Here is a 17,648-nt window from a genome sequence, read left to right as displayed (position 1 = left end):
GCCGAGCCTAGCCACTCAGCTGTCCTTGCGGATCCAGCGGAAGGTGACCCGGGCGAGGACGAGACCGACGACGAGCCACAGACCGAGCGCGAGGGCGACCCCGGGCAGATCCCACGATTCGTTCGGCTCGAGAACGACGAGCTCCTCCGGCAGGAACACGCTGCGCATGCCCTGCGCCATCCACTTGAGCGGGAACACGCTCGCGAAGTTCTGCAACCAGTCGGGCAGGTCGCTGAAGCGCAGGTACACGCCCGAGATGAACTGCAGCACGAGGGTGATGGGGATGACGACCGCGGTGGCGCTCTTGCCGCTGCGCGGCAGGCTCGACAGCGCGATACCGAGAATCGCCGAGGTGACGACACCCAGCACGAACACCCAGGCGAAGACGAGCCAGTTCTCGGCCTCCTCGGGCAGGGGCACCCCGAACACCGTGAAGCCGAGCGCGAGCAGCACCGCCGCCTGCGCGAGCCCCGTCACGAACGACTGCCCGAGCTTGCCGATGAAGTAGCTCACGACAGGGAGGGGCGAGCCGGCGAGCCGCTTCAGGGTGCCGTCGCTCTTCTCGAGCGCGATGTCGATCGCGAGGTTCTGCACGCCGCTGAGCAGCAGGCCCGCGGCGAGCATCGCCGGCAGGTAGAACCACGCGGCGCTCACGTCGTCGCCGTCGGCGGTCTGCCCGAAGCTCGCCTGGCTGAACGAGACGCTGAAGATCGTGAGCATGACGACGGGGAAGAGGAAGGTGAAGAACACCGTGTCGCCCTGACGGAAGTACGCGCGCACCTCGTAGCCGATGCGCAGACCGCCGAGACGGATCGCGCGCACCAGGCTCGCGCCGACGGCGTGCGAGGCGGAGCGGGTTCGTGCGGGGGTGGGGGTGCTGCTGGTTGTCGCGCTCATCGTGCGACCTCCGTCTCTGTCGACTCGGATGCTGCGTCAGGGGTGGCCGTGTCGTGGCCGATGAGGTCCAGGTAGACGTCCTCCAGGCTCGGGCGGATCACCTCGAGCGCCTCGGGCTCCGGCCCGATCCGGTCGAGGAGGGCCGCGACGAGAGAGCCGGGGGCGTCGGTGCGCTGCTCACGCTGCTCGCCCGCCTCGCGCCAGCGCACGATCGGGGTGCGAGCATCCGCACCGCCCAGTTCGTTGATCGGAGCGAGGTCGACCATGCGGCCGCCCGCGATGACGCCGGCACGGTCGCCCAGCTGCGCTGCCTCGTCGAGGTAGTGCGTCGTGAGCAGGATGGTCGTGCCCTCCGACTGGAGGGTGCGGATGAGGTTCCAGAAGCTGCGTCGCGCTTCGGGATCGAAGCCCGTCGTCGGCTCGTCGAGGAACAGCAGCTCGGGTCGCCCGACGATGCCGACGGCCACATCGACGCGGCGGCGCTGCCCACCCGAGAGCTTGCGGATGAGCGTGCCCGCCTTCTGCTCGAGGCCGACCGAAGCGATCACCTCGTCGACGTCGCGCGGGTTCGGGTAGAGGGCGGCGAAGTGGCGCAGCTGCTCGGCCACGGTCACGTTGCCGCTCTCACCGGAGGACTGCAGCACGATGCCGAGCCGCGCCTTCCACTCGAGGCCGCCGCGCCCCGGGTCGATGCCGAGCACGCGGGCCTCGCCGCTCGTGCGGTCGCGATAGCCCTCGAGAATCTCGATCGTGGTGGATTTTCCTGCACCATTCGGGCCCAGCAGTGCGAATGTCTCGCCCCGGTGAATATCGAAATCGATTCCGTCGACGGCGGCGAATGAGCCGTAATTCTTGCGCAATGCGCGCACCTCGACGACGTTCTCCTGTGTTGTCATGCCCCCACTCTCGCCGAGCGCCTGCACGCCGACAACGGCCATTCGACCTAACTCTGCGTCCACCGATCGGTGGATGCGGCAGCGATAATGCCTACTCGTGGGATAATTTCCCGCATTGCGGCTCGCGCACCATGCGCACCGCATCACCGCTTATCGAGGGGATTTCCATGAAGCGCATTACCACCGAACTCGTCGACGATATCGACGGCACGGTAATCCAGCCAGGAGGGGGCGGCACCGTCGCTTTTGCGCTTGACGGCACGAGCTACGAGATCGACCTTGCCGACGACAACCAGCGGGCGCTGCGGGATGCCCTCGCACCGTTCATCGCCAACGCGCGCTCGACGGGCCGCCGCGCCGGCGGTGCCCCGCGCAGGCGCTCGAGCGGCTCGAGCGACACGGCCGCGGTGCGCGAGTGGGCGCAGCGCAACGGCTACACGGTGGGCGACCGCGGGCGCATCCCCGCCGAGATTCGCGAGGCGTACGCCGCCGCGCAGCGCTGACGCGGCGACGGCGGGCCCCACTCGGCTGCACAACTGAGAGCACGCGTGCAGGAGCCGAGGCGCGACTACGCGGCGAAGAAGCGCTGCAGGCGCTGGATGCCCTCGAGCAACTCGACGTCGCCGAGCGCGTAGCTGAAGCGCAGGTAGCCGCTCGGGCCGAACGCCTCGCCGGGCACCGCCGCGACCTCCGCCTTCTCGAGGATCAGCTCGGCGAGCTCGAGCGAGGTCGTCGGCGTCACGCCGTGCCACTCGCGGCCGAGCAGCCCGGTCACGTCGGGGTAGACGTAGAAGGCTCCGGTCGGCGTGGGCGTGAGCATCCCGTCGATCGCATTCAGCTCGGCGACGGCCAGGCGGCGCCGGCGGTCGAAGGCCTCGCGCATGGTGGCCACCGCATCCTGCGGGCCGGTGAGCGCCGCGAGGGCCGCGCGCTGCGGAACGTTCGCGACGTTGCTCGACAGGTGCGACTGCAGATTCGAGGCGGCGGCGATGACGTCTGACGGGCCGACCATCCAGCCGACGCGCCAGCCCGTCATCGCGTAGGTCTTCGCGACGCCGTTGACGAGGATGCACTGCTCGGCCAGCTCGGGAACCGCCTCGACGATCGACACCGCGCGTGCGCCGTCGTACGTGAGCGCCTGGTAGATCTCGTCGGTGATCACCCAGATGCCGTGGGCGAGCGCCCACTCGCCGATCGCGCGCGTCTGCTCGGGGCTGTACACCGAGCCGGTCGGGTTGGAGGGGCTCACGAAGAGCAGCACTTTCGTGCGGGGCGTGCGCGCCGCCTCGAGCTGCTCGACCGTGACCAGGTACTCCTGGTCGCTGCCGGCGAATACCTCCACGGGCGTGCCGCCGGCGAGCGCGACGACCTCCGGGTAGGTCGTCCAGTACGGCGCGGGCAGCAGCACCTCGTCGCCGTCGTCGACGATCGTCTGGAAGGCCTGGTACACGGCCTGCTTGCCGCCGTTCGTGACGATGACCCGGCTCGCCGGCACCTCGAGGCCCGAGTCGCGCAGGGTCTTCGCGGCGATCGCCTCGCGCAGCTCGGGCAGGCCAGCAGCGGGCGTGTAGCGGTGGTTCTTCGGATCGCGCGCCGCCTCGACGGCGGCCTCGACGATGTGGTCGGGCGTCGCGAAGTCGGGCTCCCCCGCGGCGAAGCTGATGACGGGCCGACCCGCCGCCTTGAGCGCTTTGGCCTTGGCGTCCACCTTGAGGGTGGCCGATTCGCTGATGGCGGCGATGCGGTGGGCGATGCGTCGAGAGTCGCTGGTCACGCCCGCAGTCTAGCGACGTAGCGCAGAGCGGCTGCGGGATGCCCGGCTCTCGCGCCGCGCATCCCGTCAGGTTGGAGACCCCGCCCGCGTCGCCTACACTGGGGAACGGTGGTTGATCTCCGCCATGCTTTGGCATGCCCGCGAGTCAGCGCCGTACCGCAGAGGGCGGTGGCTCAATTGGTAGAGCAGCGGTCTCCAAAACCGCAGGTTGCAGGTTCGAGTCCTGTCCGCCCTGCACAGTCGCCCTGCTCGGCGCATCCGTTCACGATGTGACACGCGATGCGCCGGGTGCGGCGGTGAGCACCACCCCACCAGTTCAGTACCCGAACGACGAAGGTAGAGCATCACGTGAGCAATGTGATCGACGAGCCCGGCGGCGAGGATGTCGTCGCCAAGGCGAAGCGGGAGCGCGCTGAGAAGCGCGGACCGTTCGGTCGTTTCGCGCTGTTCATCCGCCAGGTGCTCAACGAGCTGAGCAAGGTCGTCACGCCGACGCGTCGCGAGCTCATCACCTACACGCTCGTCGTGCTCGTCTTCGTGATCATCATGATGGCGATCGTGTCGGGCCTCGACATCGTGTTCGGGTCTGTCGTGAACTTCCTGTTCGGTACAGGAAACCTGGGCGCCGGCGGCTGAGTCCGCCTCACCGAGCATGTTCGACAACCGTGCACGTTCGACAGCAGTGCACGTTCGACAGCACAAGGAAAGAAGAAGCAGTGTCTGAGAAATTGCCGCGCGACATCGATCTCGCGACCGCCGCCGAGCAGTCGTCCGAAGAGGACGAGGCGCAGGAGGGCAACGTGCTCGACTCTCAGCAGCACGCCTCCGACCCGGCCGAGCACAACGCGATGCACGTCGTCGACGACGACGAGCGCGAGCCCGACCTGGAGGGCCTGCTCGATGCTCTCGACCTGGCCGCCGACCCGGAGGCCGACGCCGTCGTCGAGGATGCGCTCGACATCGACTCCGCGCAGGAGGCCGACGCTGCCGCCGAGGCGACCCACGACGAGTCGGACGAACCCGAGGAGGACGCCGCCTCGGCCGACGCCGAGGAGCCCGAGGTCGACCCCTACGAGGAGTTCAAGCTCGAGCTGCGCATGAAGCCGGGCAAGTGGTATGTCGTGCACTCCTACGCCGGCTTCGAGAAGCGCGTCAAGCAGAACATCGAGAACCGCAAGATCTCCATGAACATGGAGGAGAGCATCTACGAGGTGCAGGTTCCCATGGAGGACGTCGTCGAGATCAAGAACGGGCAGCGCAAGCTCGTCAACCGCGTCCGCATCCCCAGCTACGTGCTCGTGCGCATGGATCTCAATGAGGACAGCTGGTCGGTCGTGCGGCACACGCCGGGCGTGACCGGATTCGTCGGCAACGCCCACAACCCCACGCCGCTGCGCTTCGACGAGGCGTTCCAGATGCTCAAGTCGACCGTGCAGGTCGTCGAGGCGCCCGCCAAGACGGGCGGCGCGAAGGGTGGCGGGCTCGCAGCCCGCGTCATCCCTGCCGAGATCGATTTCGAGGTCGGCGAGACCATCACGATCAAGGAGGGCTCGTTCGCGGGCCTCCCCGGCACGATCAACGAGATCAAGCCCGAGAGCGGCAAGCTCACGGTGCTCGTCTCGCTCTTCGAGCGCGAGACCCCGGTCGAGCTGTCGTTCGACCAGGTCACGAAGCTCTGACCGCGTACCCCGAGCCGAGCTGCACGCTCTAGACTCATCAGTTGACCGCGGCGCGCACAGGGCGCGCAGGCGGGAGCGCGACATCCGCACCGGATGGCGCACGACACGAAGGAAGAAGATATGGCACCGAAGAAGAAGGTCTCGGGTCTGATCAAGCTGCAGATCCAGGCTGGCGCCGCCAACCCCGCCCCGCCCATCGGGCCGGCGCTGGGTCAGCACGGCGTCAACATCATGGAGTTCTGCAAGGCCTACAACGCGGCCACCGAGTCGCAGCGCGGCAACGTCATCCCGGTCGAGATCACCGTGTACGAGGACCGCTCGTTCACGTTCATCCTCAAGACCCCGCCGGCCGCGGAGCTCATCAAGAAGGCCGCTGGCGTGCAGAAGGGCTCGGGAACCCCGCACACCGTCAAGGTCGCCTCGATCACGCGCGAGCAGGTTCGCGCGATCGCCGAGCAGAAGCAGTCCGACCTCAACGCCAACGACCTCGACGCGGCGGAGAAGATCATCGCCGGCACCGCGCGGAGCATGGGCATCACGGTCGACTCGTAGAGTCGAGCGCGACGCCCATGCGTCATTCGCTGAGGCGAACGCCGAAAGGCGTTCGCGCGATGCCGCGTCGTGACAGCAGGTCGTCACGCGATGGCGGTGGGCGCCGAACAACACCACATCCCAGCGGGAGAGCCAGCCAGGCTCGCCAACCGCGAACTCATTACTAGGAGACACAACATGGCACAGAAGTCCAAGGCCTACCGGGCCGCGGCCGAGAAGATCGAGCCGGGCAAGTTCTACACCCCCGACGAGGCCGTCGCCGTCGCCCGCGAGACGGGCTCCAAGAAGATGGATTCGACCGTCGAGGTGGCGCTCAAGCTCGGCGTCGACCCCCGCAAGGCCGACCAGATGGTGCGCGGCACCGTCAACCTGCCGCACGGCACGGGCAAGACCGCCCGCGTCATCGTGTTCGCGACCGGCCCCGCGGCCGAGGCCGCGATCGCGGCCGGCGCCGACGAGGTCGGCGGCGCCGAGCTCATCGAGAAGGTCGCCGGCGGCTACACCGCGTTCGACTCGGCCGTCTCGACCCCCGAGCTCATGGGCCAGGTCGGTCGCCTCGGCAAGGTGCTGGGCCCGCGCGGCCTCATGCCCAACCCGAAGACCGGCACCGTGACGCCCGACCCGGCGAAGGCCGTGACCGACATCAAGGGCGGCAAGATCGAGTTCCGCGTCGACAAGCACGCGAACGTGCACTTCATCGTCGGCAAGACCGGCTTCACGCAGGAGCAGCTGTCGGAGAACATCCACGCAGCGCTCGACGAGGTCGTGCGCCTCAAGCCGTCGAGCTCGAAGGGCCGCTACGTGCAGAAGGCGACCGTCTCGACGACCTTCGGCCCGGGCATCCCGCTCGACGTCAACGTCTTCTAGGCGCGCACCGCGCCGCAGTGCCACGATGGCCCCGCTCCGGCGGGGCCATCGTCGTCTGCGCCCCGACCGGGCGGCAGAATGGGAGGATGACTGCGCGCATCCGGCCCGCGATCGCGGCGGAGGTCGCGGCCTTGCACGAGCTCGCCGCCCTCACCTTCCCGCTCGCCTGCCCGCCGTCGACGACGGAGGCCTCGAAGGCGGCGTTCATCGCCGAGCACCTCAGCGTCGAGGCGTTCGGGCGCTACCTGAGAGATGCGCGGCGCGACATCACCGTCGCCGAGGACGCCGGGGCGCTCGTCGGCTACGCCATGCTCGTGCATGGCGAGCCGGCCGACCCCGATGTCGCGCAGGCGGTGCGCGCACGGCCGACCGCCGAGCTGAGCAAGCTCTACGTGCATCCGTCGCACCACGGCGGCGGGGTTGCCTCGGCACTCGTCGCCGCCGCAGTGGAGGCGGCCTCGCGTCGAAAGGCCGTGAGCGTCTGGCTCGGCGTCAACCAGCACAACGCACGCGCGAACCGGTTCTACGCCAAGAGCGGGTTCGAGACGGTCGGCAGCAAGAGGTTCCTCGTGGGGGACACCTGGGAGGACGACTGGGTGCGCGAGCGGCCGCTCTGACCTGCGGCGTCGCGCACCGCGCCTACTGCTCGGCGGAGACCTCGAGCACGATCTTGCCGCGCGTGTGACCCTGTTCGAGCAGCCGATGGGCTTCGGCGGCCTCACGCAGCGGCAGCACGTGCTCAAGGTTCACGCGGAGGTCGCCTGATTCGAACAGGCGTGAGAGCACGGCGAGCGTCGCCCCGCTCGGCGAGACCTTGTAGCCGGTCGCCCGCACGCCCGCCTCGCGCGCGTCCGCCAGCATGGTCGGCCAGCTGCCGGTGGGCGCGTTCACGAGAAGCCCGCCGGGTCGCAGAACGCTGAGTGCCCGCGTGCCCGTGTCGTCGTGCGCGTTGCCGATGAGGTCGATGACGACGTCAGCATCGTGCACGTGGTCCTCGAAGCGCGCCGAGGTGTAGTCGATGACCTGGGATGCGCCCAGCTCGCGCAGCCACCCCTGGTTGCGGGCGGAGCCGGTCGTGGTGACGTGGGCTCCGAAGTACGTGGCGAGCTGCACGGCGAAATGCCCGACGCCGCCCGCGCCGGCGTGGATGAGCATCCGCTGCCCCTCGTGCGCGCGCGCGACGTCGACGACCATGCCCCACGCGGTGAGGGCGGCCACGGGCACTCCCGCCGCCTCGGTGAAGCTCAGGGAAGCGGGCTTCGGGCACAGCGAGGCCTCCGGCAGCACCGCGTACTCCGCGTAGGTGCCGTCGAAGCGTGGCACCATCGACATTCCGTACACCTCGCGCCCCACGGCAAGCGGGTGCGCCTCATAGGGTGACTCGACGACGACACCGGCGACGTCGTAGCCCAGGATGACGGGGAACGACCGCACGGCGCTCGCGACACCGCGGCCGGCGCGGGTCTTGGCATCGATCGGGTTGACGCCCGCGGCCATGACCTTCACGAGCACTTCGGCGTTCGCCCGCACCGGCATCGTCACCTCGGCGGGGGAGAGCACTTCCGGGCCGCCCCACTCCTGCGCCACCATGGCTGTCATCGTCGTCATCGTCGGTCCCCTCCCGCAACGAGGATCAGTCAACCGCGCTTTCGGGTCGCGGATGTTTCCAGAGTGTCACGCAGGGGCAAACTCTCCCGACGTTGCGGGGCCGCCCTGCGAACGGGGTACAGAAAGTGAGCGGCCGAGTCCCCCTTTTTGGGGACCGAATCACCCCCGGAGGGGGGACTGCGTGCGATGTTCGTTTCGCGCACACTCGTAGTGAGCGGGGGACACCCCCAGTCCCCCACAGGGAGGACACGAGCACCCGAAGCTCGCGGCCCCCCGATGTCTCGCCCGACTCAACCCGAGAGGAACGCCATGATCACCCTCCCCCTCCTCATGATCTCCGCCCTCGTGGGCTTCGTCGCCCTAATGGCCGGCATCGCTGGCACGGGTCGCAAGTCGCGCGGGGCGCACCGCGCCTGACGCCGCTCCCCGAGAGCGGCGCGACAGTGCGCCACGCGACGAGCCCCGGCAGTCCCTCCCCCAAGACGGCCGGGGCTCGCGTCGTGCTCGGCGTTAACTCTGACTCGGCGCCGCCGAGCACGGGAATGCGCAGGGCTGGCTCAGAGGAAGCTCATAGGTTTGTGGGTGCTACTGGAACCATGCCCTACGACGATCAGGCCGAGTCACCCCGCCTCACCCACCCCGATGGCTCACCGGTGCGGGCTCTCGTCGTGGACGACGAGCCATCCCTGGCCGACCTCGTCTCGATGGCGCTGCGGTACGAGGGCTGGGAGGTGCGCACCGCCCTCACCGGGCAGGAGGCGCTGGCCCACGGCAGGGAGTTCCGCCCCGACATCGTCGTGCTCGACATCATGTTGCCCGATCTCGACGGTCTGGAGGTGCTGCGCCGACTGCGGGCAGACGGCAGCAACGTTCCGGTGCTGTTCCTCACCGCGAAGGACGCCGTCGACGATCGCGTCGTGGGTCTGACCGCGGGAGGGGATGACTACGTCACCAAGCCGTTCAGTCTCGAGGAGCTCGTTGCGCGTCTGCGCGGTCTCATCCGCCGCAGTGCGCTCGTGGTAAGCGAGCGCGCCGACCCGGAGATCCGCGTCGGCGACCTCGTCCTCAACGAGGAGAGCTACGAGGTGCGCCGGGGCGACACCGAGATCGAGCTCACCGCCACCGAGTTCGAGCTGCTGCGCTACCTCATGCGCAATCCTCGACGCGTTCTCAGCAAGGCGCAGATCCTCGATCGAGTGTGGAGCTACGACTTCGGCGGCCGCTCGAGCATCGTCGAGATCTACATCTCCTACCTCCGCAAGAAAATCGACACTCTCGGCCCCGCGATGATCCACACCGTGCGCGGCGTGGGCTACCTCATCAAGCCGGTCGCGTGAGTGCCGGCGCCGCAACGCCCGGCGACGTCGGGGCGGTGCACTGAGGATGCGCGGCTGGTCCCTGCAGCAGAGGCTCGTGGCGGGCATCCTGGCCCTGCTCGCGGTCGCCACGCTCGGCATCGGTGTCGTGAGCACCTTCGCCCTGCGCAGCTCCCTCGTCGGTCAGCTCGACGACGAGCTGCGCTCAACGACGCAGCGCGTCGCAGCCACTCTCGAAGCGGGCTCGGATGAGCCGGGTCGCAGCCTGCTCGGCCCCGGCCTGCCCTTAGGCTCGCTCATCGCGATCGTGTCGCCGCAGGGTCGCGTGACCGCCGCCTACCTCGACCTCGACGCCGAGGTGCGCGAGCTGTCGGCGCTGCAGCAGCGCGTCCTCGCGGGTGCGTCCGTCGAGCAGCCGCGCACCATCCGGTTCCCGGGAAGGCTCGGCGAGTACCGCGTGCTGGGTGTCCCCGTCGGCCAAAACTCGACGGTCGTGGTCGGGCTCTCCACGCGCGAGGTGACGGTGACGACCGCCCGACTCGGTGCAACGATCACGGCCGTTCTCGTCGGCACCCTCCTCATCGCCGCGGCACTCGGCCGCAGCGTGGCCCGCGTCGCCCTGCGGCCGCTCACGCGCATCCGCGAGACCGCCACGAGGGTGACCGAGCTGCCGCTGGACCGCGGCGCCGTGGCCCTGTCTGACCGGCTCGAGGCGATCGACACCGACCCGCGCACCGAGGTGGGTCAACTGGGTGCGGCCTTCACGCGCATGCTCGACCACGTGCAGTCGGCGCTGCTGGCTCGCGAGGCCAGCGAGGGCAAGGTGCGGCAGTTCGTCGCCGATGCGAGCCACGAACTGCGCACCCCGCTCGCCGCGATCCGCGGGTACAGCGAGCTGACACGTCGAGGCGGCCACGAGGTGCCGCCCGATGTGCGCCACGCCCTCGACCGCATCGAGTCGGAGTCGGTGCGCATGACGGGCCTCGTCGACGATCTGCTGCTGCTCGCTCGTCTCGACGAGGGCCGCGCGCTGCGAGCCGACCCCGTCGACCTCGGCCGTGTCATCGCGGATGCCCTCGCCGACGCACGCGCCACGAGTGGCGACCATAACTGGAGCGTCGACGTACCCGACGAGCCAGTCGTCGTCATCGGCGACCAGGGCCGCCTGCACCAGGTGGTGGCGAACCTTCTCGCCAACGCGCGCGTCCACACACCCGACGGCACGTCTGTGGCCGCGTCGGTCGCGGCTGTCGACGGCGAAGCGATCGTGCGGGTCGCCGACGACGGCCCCGGGATTCCGGCGGAGGTGCAGCCCGTGCTGTTCGAGCGATTCGCCCGAGCCGACACCTCGCGCTCGCGGGCGACGGGCAGCACGGGTCTGGGGCTCGCGATCGTCGCGGCGGTCGTCGGGGCGCACAACGGCAGAGTGTCGGTGGAGTCGCGCCCCGGCCGCACGGTCTTCACCGTGCGGCTGCCTCTCCTGCGCGCCGAGTAGCCGCCGAAGGTCGGTAGCCTCGGGGAGGGCCGAGACCGACGGCCTTCAGAGGAGGACCATCGTGATCATCGCCGTGACGGGTTCCAGCGGCAAGCTCGGCGTCGCGGTGGTCGAGCACCTGCGGCAGCGCGACCACACCGTGATCGGCATGGACGTCGTCGGCGACCGCGGCCCGGGATTCGTGCAGGTCGATCTCGCCGACTACGGTCAGATCGCGGATGCCCTCGCCGGGGTCGAGGAGCGCCACGACGGCGTCGACGCGCTCGTGCATCTGGCGGCGACGCCCGCCCCGGGCATCCGACCCGATACGGCGCTCATCCAGCAGAACGTCTCGATGACGATCGGCGTCGTGCAGGCGGCGCGACGCGCCGGAATCCGGAGCATCGTGCACGCCTCGAGCGAAACGCTGCTGGGCTTGCCGCTCGAGGAGCCGCCGCCCCTGGCGCCGATCGACGAGAGCCAAGCGGTGCGGCCCAACTTCATGTACGCCGTCGGCAAGCACCTCGAGGAGGAGTTCGGTCGCGCAATCTGCCGCGTGCAGCCGCAGCTCGCCATGACGGGTCTGCGGTTCAGCAACGTCATGGCGCCCGAGGACTACGCCGAGTTCGAGACCTGGCAGGACGATCCGGCCGTGCGCCGTTGGAACCTCTGGGGCTACATCGATCGCCGCGATGGCGCCCACGCTGTCGAGCGCGCGCTCGTCACACCACGCCCCGGATACTCGACCTACATCATCGCCGCGGCCGATACCGTCATGCGACGCGACAGCGCCGAGCTGATGGCCGCCGAGTTTCCCGCGGTGCCGTTCAGCCGCGAGGTGCGTGGCCGAGAGACCCTGCTCTCCATCGACGCCGCACGCCGGGATCTCGGCTACTCGCCGAGCCATTCGTGGCTCGACGAGAGCTAGTCTTCGCCCTGAGCCTTCGTGTACGCGGCGTCGCCGTCGAACTCCTGCAGCAGCTCCAGGTGCACCCAGTCGACGGAGCCTTCGATCCGCTCGAGCAGCTCACGGACCAGTGATCGGCTGACGTCGCCGTCGTCGCGCTGCACGAACCGGCAGCGGTAGTGGTCGACGACGTCGATGTTGGTGTTGCCGTCGGGGTACACCTTCGTGCCGCGGTTCGAGATCATCTTCAGACGCAGCGAGAAGTCAGAGACCCGTGCTTCCAACTGTGGCCCCAGAGCGTCGGGCATGAGCCCAGACTCGACGAACACGTCGACACCGACGACGCGGCGCGTCTCAGGCACCACGGTGACCGGGTTCGGCTTCGGAGCGGGCATGGCCAGCGGGCGTCCCCGACGAATGGTGTATCCGTCGACGCTCTCGCCGAGATTGTCGATGATCGCCGAAGCGAAGTCGCTCGTCGACGTACCGCGGTCGTACCCGACGACATCGCCGGTCAGCACGCCCTTCTGCAGGGTGGCGAAGAGTGCGTTCTCGATGGACTCGGCTTCGTCGAAGAACTGCAGGTGCTTGAGCATCATGACCGAGGACAGGATGACCGCGGTCGGGTTGATGACGTCGCGACCGGCATACTTGGGGGCTGATCCGTGCACGGCTTCGAAGATCGCGACCCCCGACCCGAGGTTCGCCGAGGGCGCGAAGCCGAGGCCGCCCACGAGCGCCGAGGTCAGATCGCTCAGAATGTCGCCGTTCATGTTGGTCGTGACGATCACATCGAACTGCTCGGGACGCTTGACGAGTTGATGCGCTGCGTTGTCGATGATCACGTGACGCGACTCAATGTCCGGGTACTCCAGGGCGACCTTCTCGAAGGTGCGCTTCAACTCGCCCTCCGTGAGCTTCATGATGTTCGACTTCGTGGCGCAGGTCACCGACTTCCGACCCTCGCTGCGTGCGAACTCGAACGCCGTGCGGGCGATCTTCTCTGATCCCTTGCGCGAGATGAGCTTGAGGCACTGAGCGACCCCGGGGGTCTGCATGTGCTCGATGCCCGCGTAGAGGTCTTCGACGTTCTCGCGAACAACCACCAGGTCGACTCCGGAACCCGAGTAGCGCGTGGAGACTCCCGGCAGCTCTCGCACGGGGCGGATGTTGGCGTAGGTCTCGAACAGTTTGCGCAGCGTGACGTTCGCCGACTTCTCCCCGAAGCCCACGGGTGTGCCCAGCGGCCCCTTGAGGACGACGCGCGTGCGCGTGATGGAGTCGATCGTGTCCTTCGGCACTCCCGAGGCGACGCCCCGACGAAACACGGTCTCGCCGGCCTCCTGCTCGTCCCAGTCGATCTTCGCCTCGGTCGCGTCGATGATGCGCCGAGCCGCGGCAACGCACTCTGGGCCTACGCCGTCACCGGGAATCACAGTCACCTGGGTTGACATGGGGAATCCTCTCGCAGTCCGTTGAGGAGACCGTATACATGCACGCCAATTCATGTCAAGCAGTTCGTCTTTTGCGTTCCGCGGGGAGGTGCTCCGAGAGTGACAACGGACGCCATGGGGATGCGTTACCATTGACTCAGCCACAGACCGCAGGTCATGGGCGCTCCTGCCTGCAGGAGCGTGCATCGAAGGCTCGCAGACTCCCTCGGGAGGAGCGACGACCCGCGCAGGTGTATGAACTGTCCCCGACCATCCGCCCCCTGAAGAGTGGATGGCCGACCAAGGCTCGTGCGCTTGCGCCGGGCCTTTTCTCATGCGTGCTCCGAGCATCACCGCTCGGCCGTGGTCTCGGCTAACCACAGGAATCCCAATCTAGAGGAGCACCATGGCGAACAAGGAAGCAACGGTCGCCGAGCTGACGGACCTGTTCCGCAGCTCGAACGCCGTACTGCTGACCGAGTACCGCGGTCTCTCGGTGGCCCAGCTCAAGCAGCTGCGTACGGCCATCCGCGAGGACGCGACCTATGCCGTGGTGAAGAACACGCTGACCAAGATTGCGGCCAAGAGCGCCGGCATCGACTCGTTCGATGCCCTGCTCGAGGGCCCTTCTGCCATCGCCTTCGTGCACGGTGACACCGTGAACGTGGCGAAGGCCATGCGCGACTTCGCCAAGGCGAACCCCCTCCTCGTGGTGAAGGGCGGGTACTTCGACGGTAACCCGCTCACCGCCGCAGAGGTGACCAAGCTCGCCGATCTCGAGAGCCGTGAGGTGGTGCTGGCCAAGCTGGCCGGTGCCGTCAAGGCCTCGCTGTTCGGTGCCGCGTACATGTTCAACGCTCCGCTGGCCCAGGCCGCACGGGCAGTGGACGCGCTGCGGCAGAAGCAGGAGTCCGCGAGCTGACTCCAGCCCGCGGTAGATCAGACCAGTAGCAGCACGTAAGAAGGAGAAATCATGGCAAAGATGTCGACTGACGACCTCATCGAGGCGTTCAAGGAGCTGTCGCTCATCGAGCTCAGCGAGTTCGTGAAGAAGTTCGAAGAGGTCTTCGAGGTCACCGCTGCGGCGCCCGTCGCCGTGGCCGCTGCGGGCCCCGCCGGTGGCGGAGCCGCTGCCGAGGAGGTCGAGGAGAAGGACTCGTTCGACGTCGTTCTCGAGGCCGCCGGTGACAAGAAGATCCAGGTCATCAAGGAGGTGCGCGCCCTCACGAGCCTCGGTCTCGGCGAGGCGAAGGCGCTCGTCGACGGTGCTCCCGGTGTCGTGCTCGAGGGCGCGAACAAGGAGGCCGCCGAGAAGGCCAAGGCCCAGCTCGAAGAGGCTGGCGCCACCGTCACCCTCAAGTAGGCCTGTCGGCGCACTCGCGCTGATTCGCGAAGGCCCCACCCGTCCGTCGACGGCGTGGGGCCTTCGTGCGTCGACGGCACGGCCCGGCCCGGTGCGCGCTCGCCCACCGATGGCCGCGCGGCGCGCGGCTTACGACGTGCGGACCGGCCCCGTGCTCGAGCGCACGGTGAGACCCGTGGGCAGCAGTAGGTGCTCGTCGGGAGCGGGTGCGTCGGAGTGGTCGATCTGCTCGAGCAGCAGCTCGACTGCCCGACCGCCCTGCGCCCCTGGCCGCTGGGCGAGCGTCGTGATGCCGAGGGTCTCCGCGAGGGGGTGGTCGTCGATGCCGATGATCGACAGGTCATGCGGCACACCGATGCCGAGCTGCCGGGCGGCGATCATGATGCCGACGGCGATCTCATCGCACCCCGCGAAGATGGCGGTGGGTCGCGTGCGAGGGTCGCCCAGCACGGCGAGCCCCGCGGCGTAGCCCCCCGAGATCGAGAACTCGGCTTCGCGGAAGTCATCGGCGTTGCTCAGACCTGCCGCCTCCATCGCGCGCTGGAAGCCTGTGTAGCGCTGGCTGTGCACCCGGAAGTCCATCTGCTCCTCCTGGTCGCCGCCCACGTGGATGATGCGCTCGTGGCCCAGGCTGATGAGGTGCTCCGTCGCGAGGCGCGAGGTCTCCACGTCGTCGATCGAGAGCGACGGGATGCCCGCCACCCGCCCTCCGATGGCCACGAGCGGCTTGCCCAGCGCCTGCAGCATCTCGACCTCGTGCGGGCTCAAGGCGATCGTCACGGCGATCACCGCGTCGACGCGCTTGCGCACCAGGAAGTAGTCGAAGACGCGCCGCCGCAGGTCGTGGTCGGTGCTCAGCCGATAGAGGGTGAGGTCGTACCCGGCCCGGATGAGCGCCGCCTCGATGCCCTCGAGCACCTCCGCGAAGTACCACCGGTTGATGTAGGGGATGACCACGCCGACGTTGCGGGTGCGGCCGGTGACGAGGCTCGCCGCCGTGCTGGAGACGACATAGCCGAGCTCGGAGGCGGCGGCCTCGACCTTGCGCCGCGTGTCGGTGGAGACATAGCCGCGCCCGCTGAGAGCGCGCGAGGCGGTGGACTTCGAGACGCCCGCGATGCGGGCCACATCAGCCAAGATGCTCATGCCTCGTCGTCCTCCGTTGGACCGGTGCGGTGATGACCGCGAAGAAGGGGCGATCCGCTCGGGCGGCCCGCTGAGGGGCCAGTGTAGCCCGAGATGCGAGCACTATGGAACCGGTGCCAGGATTCAACGACTCTGCGGTCGCGCGCCGCGATCTCGCTCACCTGGGAGCGGGCAGGCAGTCGCGCAACGGATCGGTAACGAGCAGGATTCTCCTGCTTGCAGTGCGCGCGAAGGTGACGTACCGTAACCCCTGGAACCGGTTCCCGATCGAGTGCCGTGCGCGCTCCGATCAGGCACCGAGTTTCGCTCTTGCACCACCCACACCACATCCGGCGCCTCGGGTCTCGATGCGCCGACCGACCTCAATGAGGAGGAAACACATGAGTTCCACTCTCCGGCGCAGGGTTCTTGCGCCAGCCGCAGCAGTCGGCGCCCTCAGCCTCGTTCTCGCTGGTTGTGCCGCCGACACCGAGGAGCCCGGAGCGGGCGGCGACATCGACTGCTCCGCCTACGAGCAGTACGGCACCTTCGAGGGCGAGAGCGTCGAGGTCTACTCGACGATCGTCGAGGTCGAAGCCGACGACCTCGTGTCCAGCTGGGCCGACTTCGAAGAATGCACGGGCATCACGATCGAGTACGTGGGCACGCAGGAGGCGGAGACGCAGATCAACGTGCGCGCCGCCGCCGGTGACCCGCCCGACCTCATGATCATCCCGCAGCCCGGTCTGCTCCAGCGCCTGGTCGCTGACGGCTACGTGTTCCCGGCCGCCCAGAGCGTCGAGGACAACGTCGACTCGTTCTGGAGCGAGTCGTGGAAGGGCTACGGCACGATCGACGGCACCTTCTACGCCGCACCGCTGCTCGCGAGCGTCAAGGGCTACATCTGGTACTCGCCGGCCGACTTCGAGGAGAACGGCTACGAGATCCCGACCACGTGGGACGAGATGATCGCCCTCACCGATCAGATGACCGAGCGCAACGAGGGCGCGTACCGCCCCTGGTGCGTCGGCTTCGGCTCGGGTGACGCCACCGGCTGGCCGGGCACCGACTGGGTCGAGGACTCCGTGCTGCGCTTCGCCGGCCCGGAGGCGTACGACGCATGGGTCGCCGGTGAGCTCGAGTTCAGCTCGCCCGAGATCACCTCGGCTGTCGAGCGTGTCGGCGAGATCCTCCTCGACCCCGAGTACGTCAACGGCGGTTACGGCGGGGTCGAGTCCATCGTCTCGACCACGTTCAACGACGGTGGCCTGCCCATCCTCGACGGCAACTGCTCCATGCACCACCAGGCGTCGTTCTACGAGGCGCAGTGGGGCGAGGGCGTGACGGTTGCTCCGGATGGCGACATCTGGGCCTTCATCACCCCGCCGGCAAGCGCCGATGACGGCCCCGCCGTCACCGGTGGTGGCGAGTTCGTCGCCGCGTTCAACGACCGCGAGGCCACGAGCGCTGTGCAGACCTACCTCGCGAGCGACACGTGGGCCAACAACCGCGTCGCGCTCGGTGGCGTCATCTCGGCGAACCAGGGCCTCGACCCGTCGCTCGCGAGCTCGCAGCTCGGTGTGCAGTCGATCGAGATCCTGCAGAACCCGGACACGGTGTTCCGCTTCGACGCCTCTGACCTCATGCCTGCCGAGGTCGGTACCAGCTCCTTCTGGACCGGCATGGTGGACTGGGTCAGCGGCACCGTCACGACCGACGAGCTGCTGGCGTTCATCGACAGCACCTTCCCCTGAGCA

Annotated in this window: 18 protein-coding genes and 1 tRNA gene; 13 read left to right on the top strand and 6 right to left on the bottom strand. The window is 68.6% G+C overall.

Translation table 11 applies throughout. The features are described 5' to 3' along the window. Positions 1–15: 15 nt before the first annotated feature. Together RJQ01_RS12290 and RJQ01_RS12285 are read right to left on the bottom strand one after the other, a co-directional pair. Positions 16–897, bottom strand: a complete 882-nt coding sequence (locus tag RJQ01_RS12290; RefSeq protein ID WP_350477010.1) for an ABC transporter permease — start codon at positions 895–897, stop codon at positions 16–18. Then, complete coding sequence (locus RJQ01_RS12285) at positions 894–1,793, bottom strand: ABC transporter ATP-binding protein (RefSeq protein ID WP_350477009.1); 900 nt, start codon at positions 1,791–1,793, stop codon at positions 894–896. The genes RJQ01_RS12290 and RJQ01_RS12285 overlap by 4 nt, the downstream gene beginning before the upstream one ends. A 167-nt stretch (positions 1,794–1,960) precedes the next feature. Between RJQ01_RS12285 and RJQ01_RS12280 the strand changes: the two genes are divergently transcribed. Next, positions 1,961–2,296: a histone-like nucleoid-structuring protein Lsr2 gene (locus tag RJQ01_RS12280; RefSeq protein ID WP_350477008.1), complete on the top strand. Its 336-nt coding sequence runs from the start codon at positions 1,961–1,963 to the stop codon at positions 2,294–2,296. Between the two features lie 65 nt (positions 2,297–2,361). On the opposite strand, the gene RJQ01_RS12275 is transcribed toward RJQ01_RS12280, so the two are convergent. Then, positions 2,362–3,567: a pyridoxal phosphate-dependent aminotransferase gene (locus RJQ01_RS12275; RefSeq protein ID WP_350477007.1), complete on the bottom strand. Its 1,206-nt coding sequence runs from the start codon at positions 3,565–3,567 to the stop codon at positions 2,362–2,364. Between the two features lie 162 nt (positions 3,568–3,729). Here RJQ01_RS12275 and RJQ01_RS12270 point away from each other — a divergent pair. The 6 genes from RJQ01_RS12270 to RJQ01_RS12245 all read left to right on the top strand — a co-directional run bounded on the left by RJQ01_RS12270 (position 3,730) and on the right by RJQ01_RS12245 (position 7,282). Then, positions 3,730–3,802, top strand: a tRNA-Trp gene (locus tag RJQ01_RS12270). 113 nt (positions 3,803–3,915) lie between these two features. Beyond that, the gene (gene secE, locus RJQ01_RS12265; RefSeq protein ID WP_502885270.1) at positions 3,916–4,203 is read left to right on the top strand and encodes a preprotein translocase subunit SecE; all 288 of its coding nucleotides are present in this window, start codon (positions 3,916–3,918) and stop codon (positions 4,201–4,203) included. A gap of 80 nt (positions 4,204–4,283) precedes the next feature. Then, positions 4,284–5,246 (top strand): transcription termination/antitermination protein NusG, encoded by a 963-nt coding sequence (nusG, locus tag RJQ01_RS12260; RefSeq protein ID WP_350477006.1) that lies wholly within the window; start codon positions 4,284–4,286, stop codon positions 5,244–5,246. Positions 5,247–5,366: 120 nt separating this feature from the next. After that, positions 5,367–5,798 (top strand): 50S ribosomal protein L11, encoded by a 432-nt coding sequence (rplK, locus tag RJQ01_RS12255; RefSeq protein WP_350477005.1) that lies wholly within the window; start codon positions 5,367–5,369, stop codon positions 5,796–5,798. Between the two features lie 177 nt (positions 5,799–5,975). Continuing rightward, the gene (gene rplA, locus RJQ01_RS12250; RefSeq protein ID WP_350477004.1) at positions 5,976–6,665 is read left to right on the top strand and encodes a 50S ribosomal protein L1; all 690 of its coding nucleotides are present in this window, start codon (positions 5,976–5,978) and stop codon (positions 6,663–6,665) included. A gap of 86 nt (positions 6,666–6,751) precedes the next feature. Then, positions 6,752–7,282, top strand: coding sequence for a GNAT family N-acetyltransferase (locus RJQ01_RS12245; protein WP_350477003.1), 531 nt, complete (start codon positions 6,752–6,754; stop codon positions 7,280–7,282). 22 nt (positions 7,283–7,304) lie between these two features. Here RJQ01_RS12245 and RJQ01_RS12240 read toward each other — a convergent pair whose 3' ends face one another. Further along, positions 7,305–8,273, bottom strand: a complete 969-nt coding sequence (locus RJQ01_RS12240) for an NADP-dependent oxidoreductase (RefSeq protein ID WP_502885269.1) — start codon at positions 8,271–8,273, stop codon at positions 7,305–7,307. Positions 8,274–8,869: 596 nt separating this feature from the next. On the opposite strand from RJQ01_RS12240, the gene RJQ01_RS12235 reads away from it, so the two are divergent. The 3 genes from RJQ01_RS12235 (at position 8,870) to RJQ01_RS12225 (ending at position 11,991) form a co-directional block, all read left to right on the top strand. Next, positions 8,870–9,610, top strand: a complete 741-nt coding sequence (locus RJQ01_RS12235) for a response regulator transcription factor (protein WP_350477002.1) — start codon at positions 8,870–8,872, stop codon at positions 9,608–9,610. A 46-nt stretch (positions 9,611–9,656) separates the two neighbouring features. After that, positions 9,657–11,084 (top strand): sensor histidine kinase, encoded by a 1,428-nt coding sequence (locus RJQ01_RS12230; protein WP_350477001.1) that lies wholly within the window; start codon positions 9,657–9,659, stop codon positions 11,082–11,084. Between the two features lie 61 nt (positions 11,085–11,145). Then, the gene (locus RJQ01_RS12225; RefSeq protein ID WP_350477000.1) at positions 11,146–11,991 is read left to right on the top strand and encodes an NAD-dependent epimerase/dehydratase family protein; all 846 of its coding nucleotides are present in this window, start codon (positions 11,146–11,148) and stop codon (positions 11,989–11,991) included. Here RJQ01_RS12225 and RJQ01_RS12220 read toward each other — a convergent pair. Next, positions 11,988–13,424, bottom strand: a complete 1,437-nt coding sequence (locus tag RJQ01_RS12220; RefSeq protein WP_350476999.1) for an NADP-dependent isocitrate dehydrogenase — start codon at positions 13,422–13,424, stop codon at positions 11,988–11,990. The two genes, RJQ01_RS12225 and RJQ01_RS12220, sit on opposite strands and share 4 nt — an antisense overlap. Positions 13,425–13,809: 385 nt before the next feature. Between RJQ01_RS12220 and rplJ the strand changes: the two genes are divergently transcribed. Continuing rightward, positions 13,810–14,325, top strand: coding sequence for a 50S ribosomal protein L10 (rplJ, locus tag RJQ01_RS12215; protein WP_350476998.1), 516 nt, complete (start codon positions 13,810–13,812; stop codon positions 14,323–14,325). A gap of 51 nt (positions 14,326–14,376) precedes the next feature. Next, on the top strand, positions 14,377–14,766 hold the full coding sequence (gene rplL, locus RJQ01_RS12210; RefSeq protein WP_191151096.1) for a 50S ribosomal protein L7/L12: 390 nt from the start codon (positions 14,377–14,379) through the stop codon (positions 14,764–14,766). Positions 14,767–14,895: 129 nt separating this feature from the next. Here the strand turns inward: rplL and RJQ01_RS12205 are convergent, their stop codons facing one another. Then, the gene (locus RJQ01_RS12205) at positions 14,896–15,912 is read right to left on the bottom strand and encodes a LacI family DNA-binding transcriptional regulator (protein ID WP_350476997.1); all 1,017 of its coding nucleotides are present in this window, start codon (positions 15,910–15,912) and stop codon (positions 14,896–14,898) included. Between the two features lie 380 nt (positions 15,913–16,292). On the opposite strand from RJQ01_RS12205, the gene RJQ01_RS12200 reads away from it, so the two are divergent. Then, positions 16,293–17,645: an ABC transporter substrate-binding protein gene (locus RJQ01_RS12200; RefSeq protein ID WP_350476996.1), complete on the top strand. Its 1,353-nt coding sequence runs from the start codon at positions 16,293–16,295 to the stop codon at positions 17,643–17,645. Positions 17,646–17,648: the final 3 nt, after the last annotated feature.

This window comes from Microcella sp. (genome assembly GCF_040286215.1).
Classification (GTDB): Bacteria; Actinomycetota; Actinomycetes; order Actinomycetales; family Microbacteriaceae; genus Microcella.
Note: the sequence above shows the minus strand (reverse complement) of the source record. Positions and strands in the feature narration are given on the sequence as shown.

What these genes read in the sequence shown, in the direction of transcription:
- RJQ01_RS12290 (WP_350477010.1), bottom strand. Translation starts at nt 897, where the DNA reads ATGAGCGCGACAACCAGCAGCACCCCCACCCCCGCACGAACCCGCTCC.
- RJQ01_RS12285 (WP_350477009.1), bottom strand. Translation starts at nt 1,793, where the DNA reads ATGACAACACAGGAGAACGTCGTCGAGGTGCGCGCATTGCGCAAGAAT.
- RJQ01_RS12280 (WP_350477008.1), top strand. Translation starts at nt 1,961, where the DNA reads ATGAAGCGCATTACCACCGAACTCGTCGACGATATCGACGGCACGGTA.
- rplK (WP_350477005.1), top strand. Translation starts at nt 5,367, where the DNA reads ATGGCACCGAAGAAGAAGGTCTCGGGTCTGATCAAGCTGCAGATCCAG.
- rplA (WP_350477004.1), top strand. Translation starts at nt 5,976, where the DNA reads ATGGCACAGAAGTCCAAGGCCTACCGGGCCGCGGCCGAGAAGATCGAG.
- RJQ01_RS12245 (WP_350477003.1), top strand. Translation starts at nt 6,752, where the DNA reads ATGACTGCGCGCATCCGGCCCGCGATCGCGGCGGAGGTCGCGGCCTTG.
- RJQ01_RS12240 (WP_502885269.1), bottom strand. Translation starts at nt 8,273, where the DNA reads ATGACGACGATGACAGCCATGGTGGCGCAGGAGTGGGGCGGCCCGGAA.
- RJQ01_RS12235 (WP_350477002.1), top strand. Translation starts at nt 8,870, where the DNA reads ATGCCCTACGACGATCAGGCCGAGTCACCCCGCCTCACCCACCCCGAT.
- RJQ01_RS12230 (WP_350477001.1), top strand. Translation starts at nt 9,657, where the DNA reads ATGCGCGGCTGGTCCCTGCAGCAGAGGCTCGTGGCGGGCATCCTGGCC.
- RJQ01_RS12220 (WP_350476999.1), bottom strand. Translation starts at nt 13,424, where the DNA reads ATGTCAACCCAGGTGACTGTGATTCCCGGTGACGGCGTAGGCCCAGAG.
- rplJ (WP_350476998.1), top strand. Translation starts at nt 13,810, where the DNA reads ATGGCGAACAAGGAAGCAACGGTCGCCGAGCTGACGGACCTGTTCCGC.
- rplL (WP_191151096.1), top strand. Translation starts at nt 14,377, where the DNA reads ATGGCAAAGATGTCGACTGACGACCTCATCGAGGCGTTCAAGGAGCTG.
- RJQ01_RS12205 (WP_350476997.1), bottom strand. Translation starts at nt 15,912, where the DNA reads ATGAGCATCTTGGCTGATGTGGCCCGCATCGCGGGCGTCTCGAAGTCC.
- RJQ01_RS12200 (WP_350476996.1), top strand. Translation starts at nt 16,293, where the DNA reads ATGAGTTCCACTCTCCGGCGCAGGGTTCTTGCGCCAGCCGCAGCAGTC.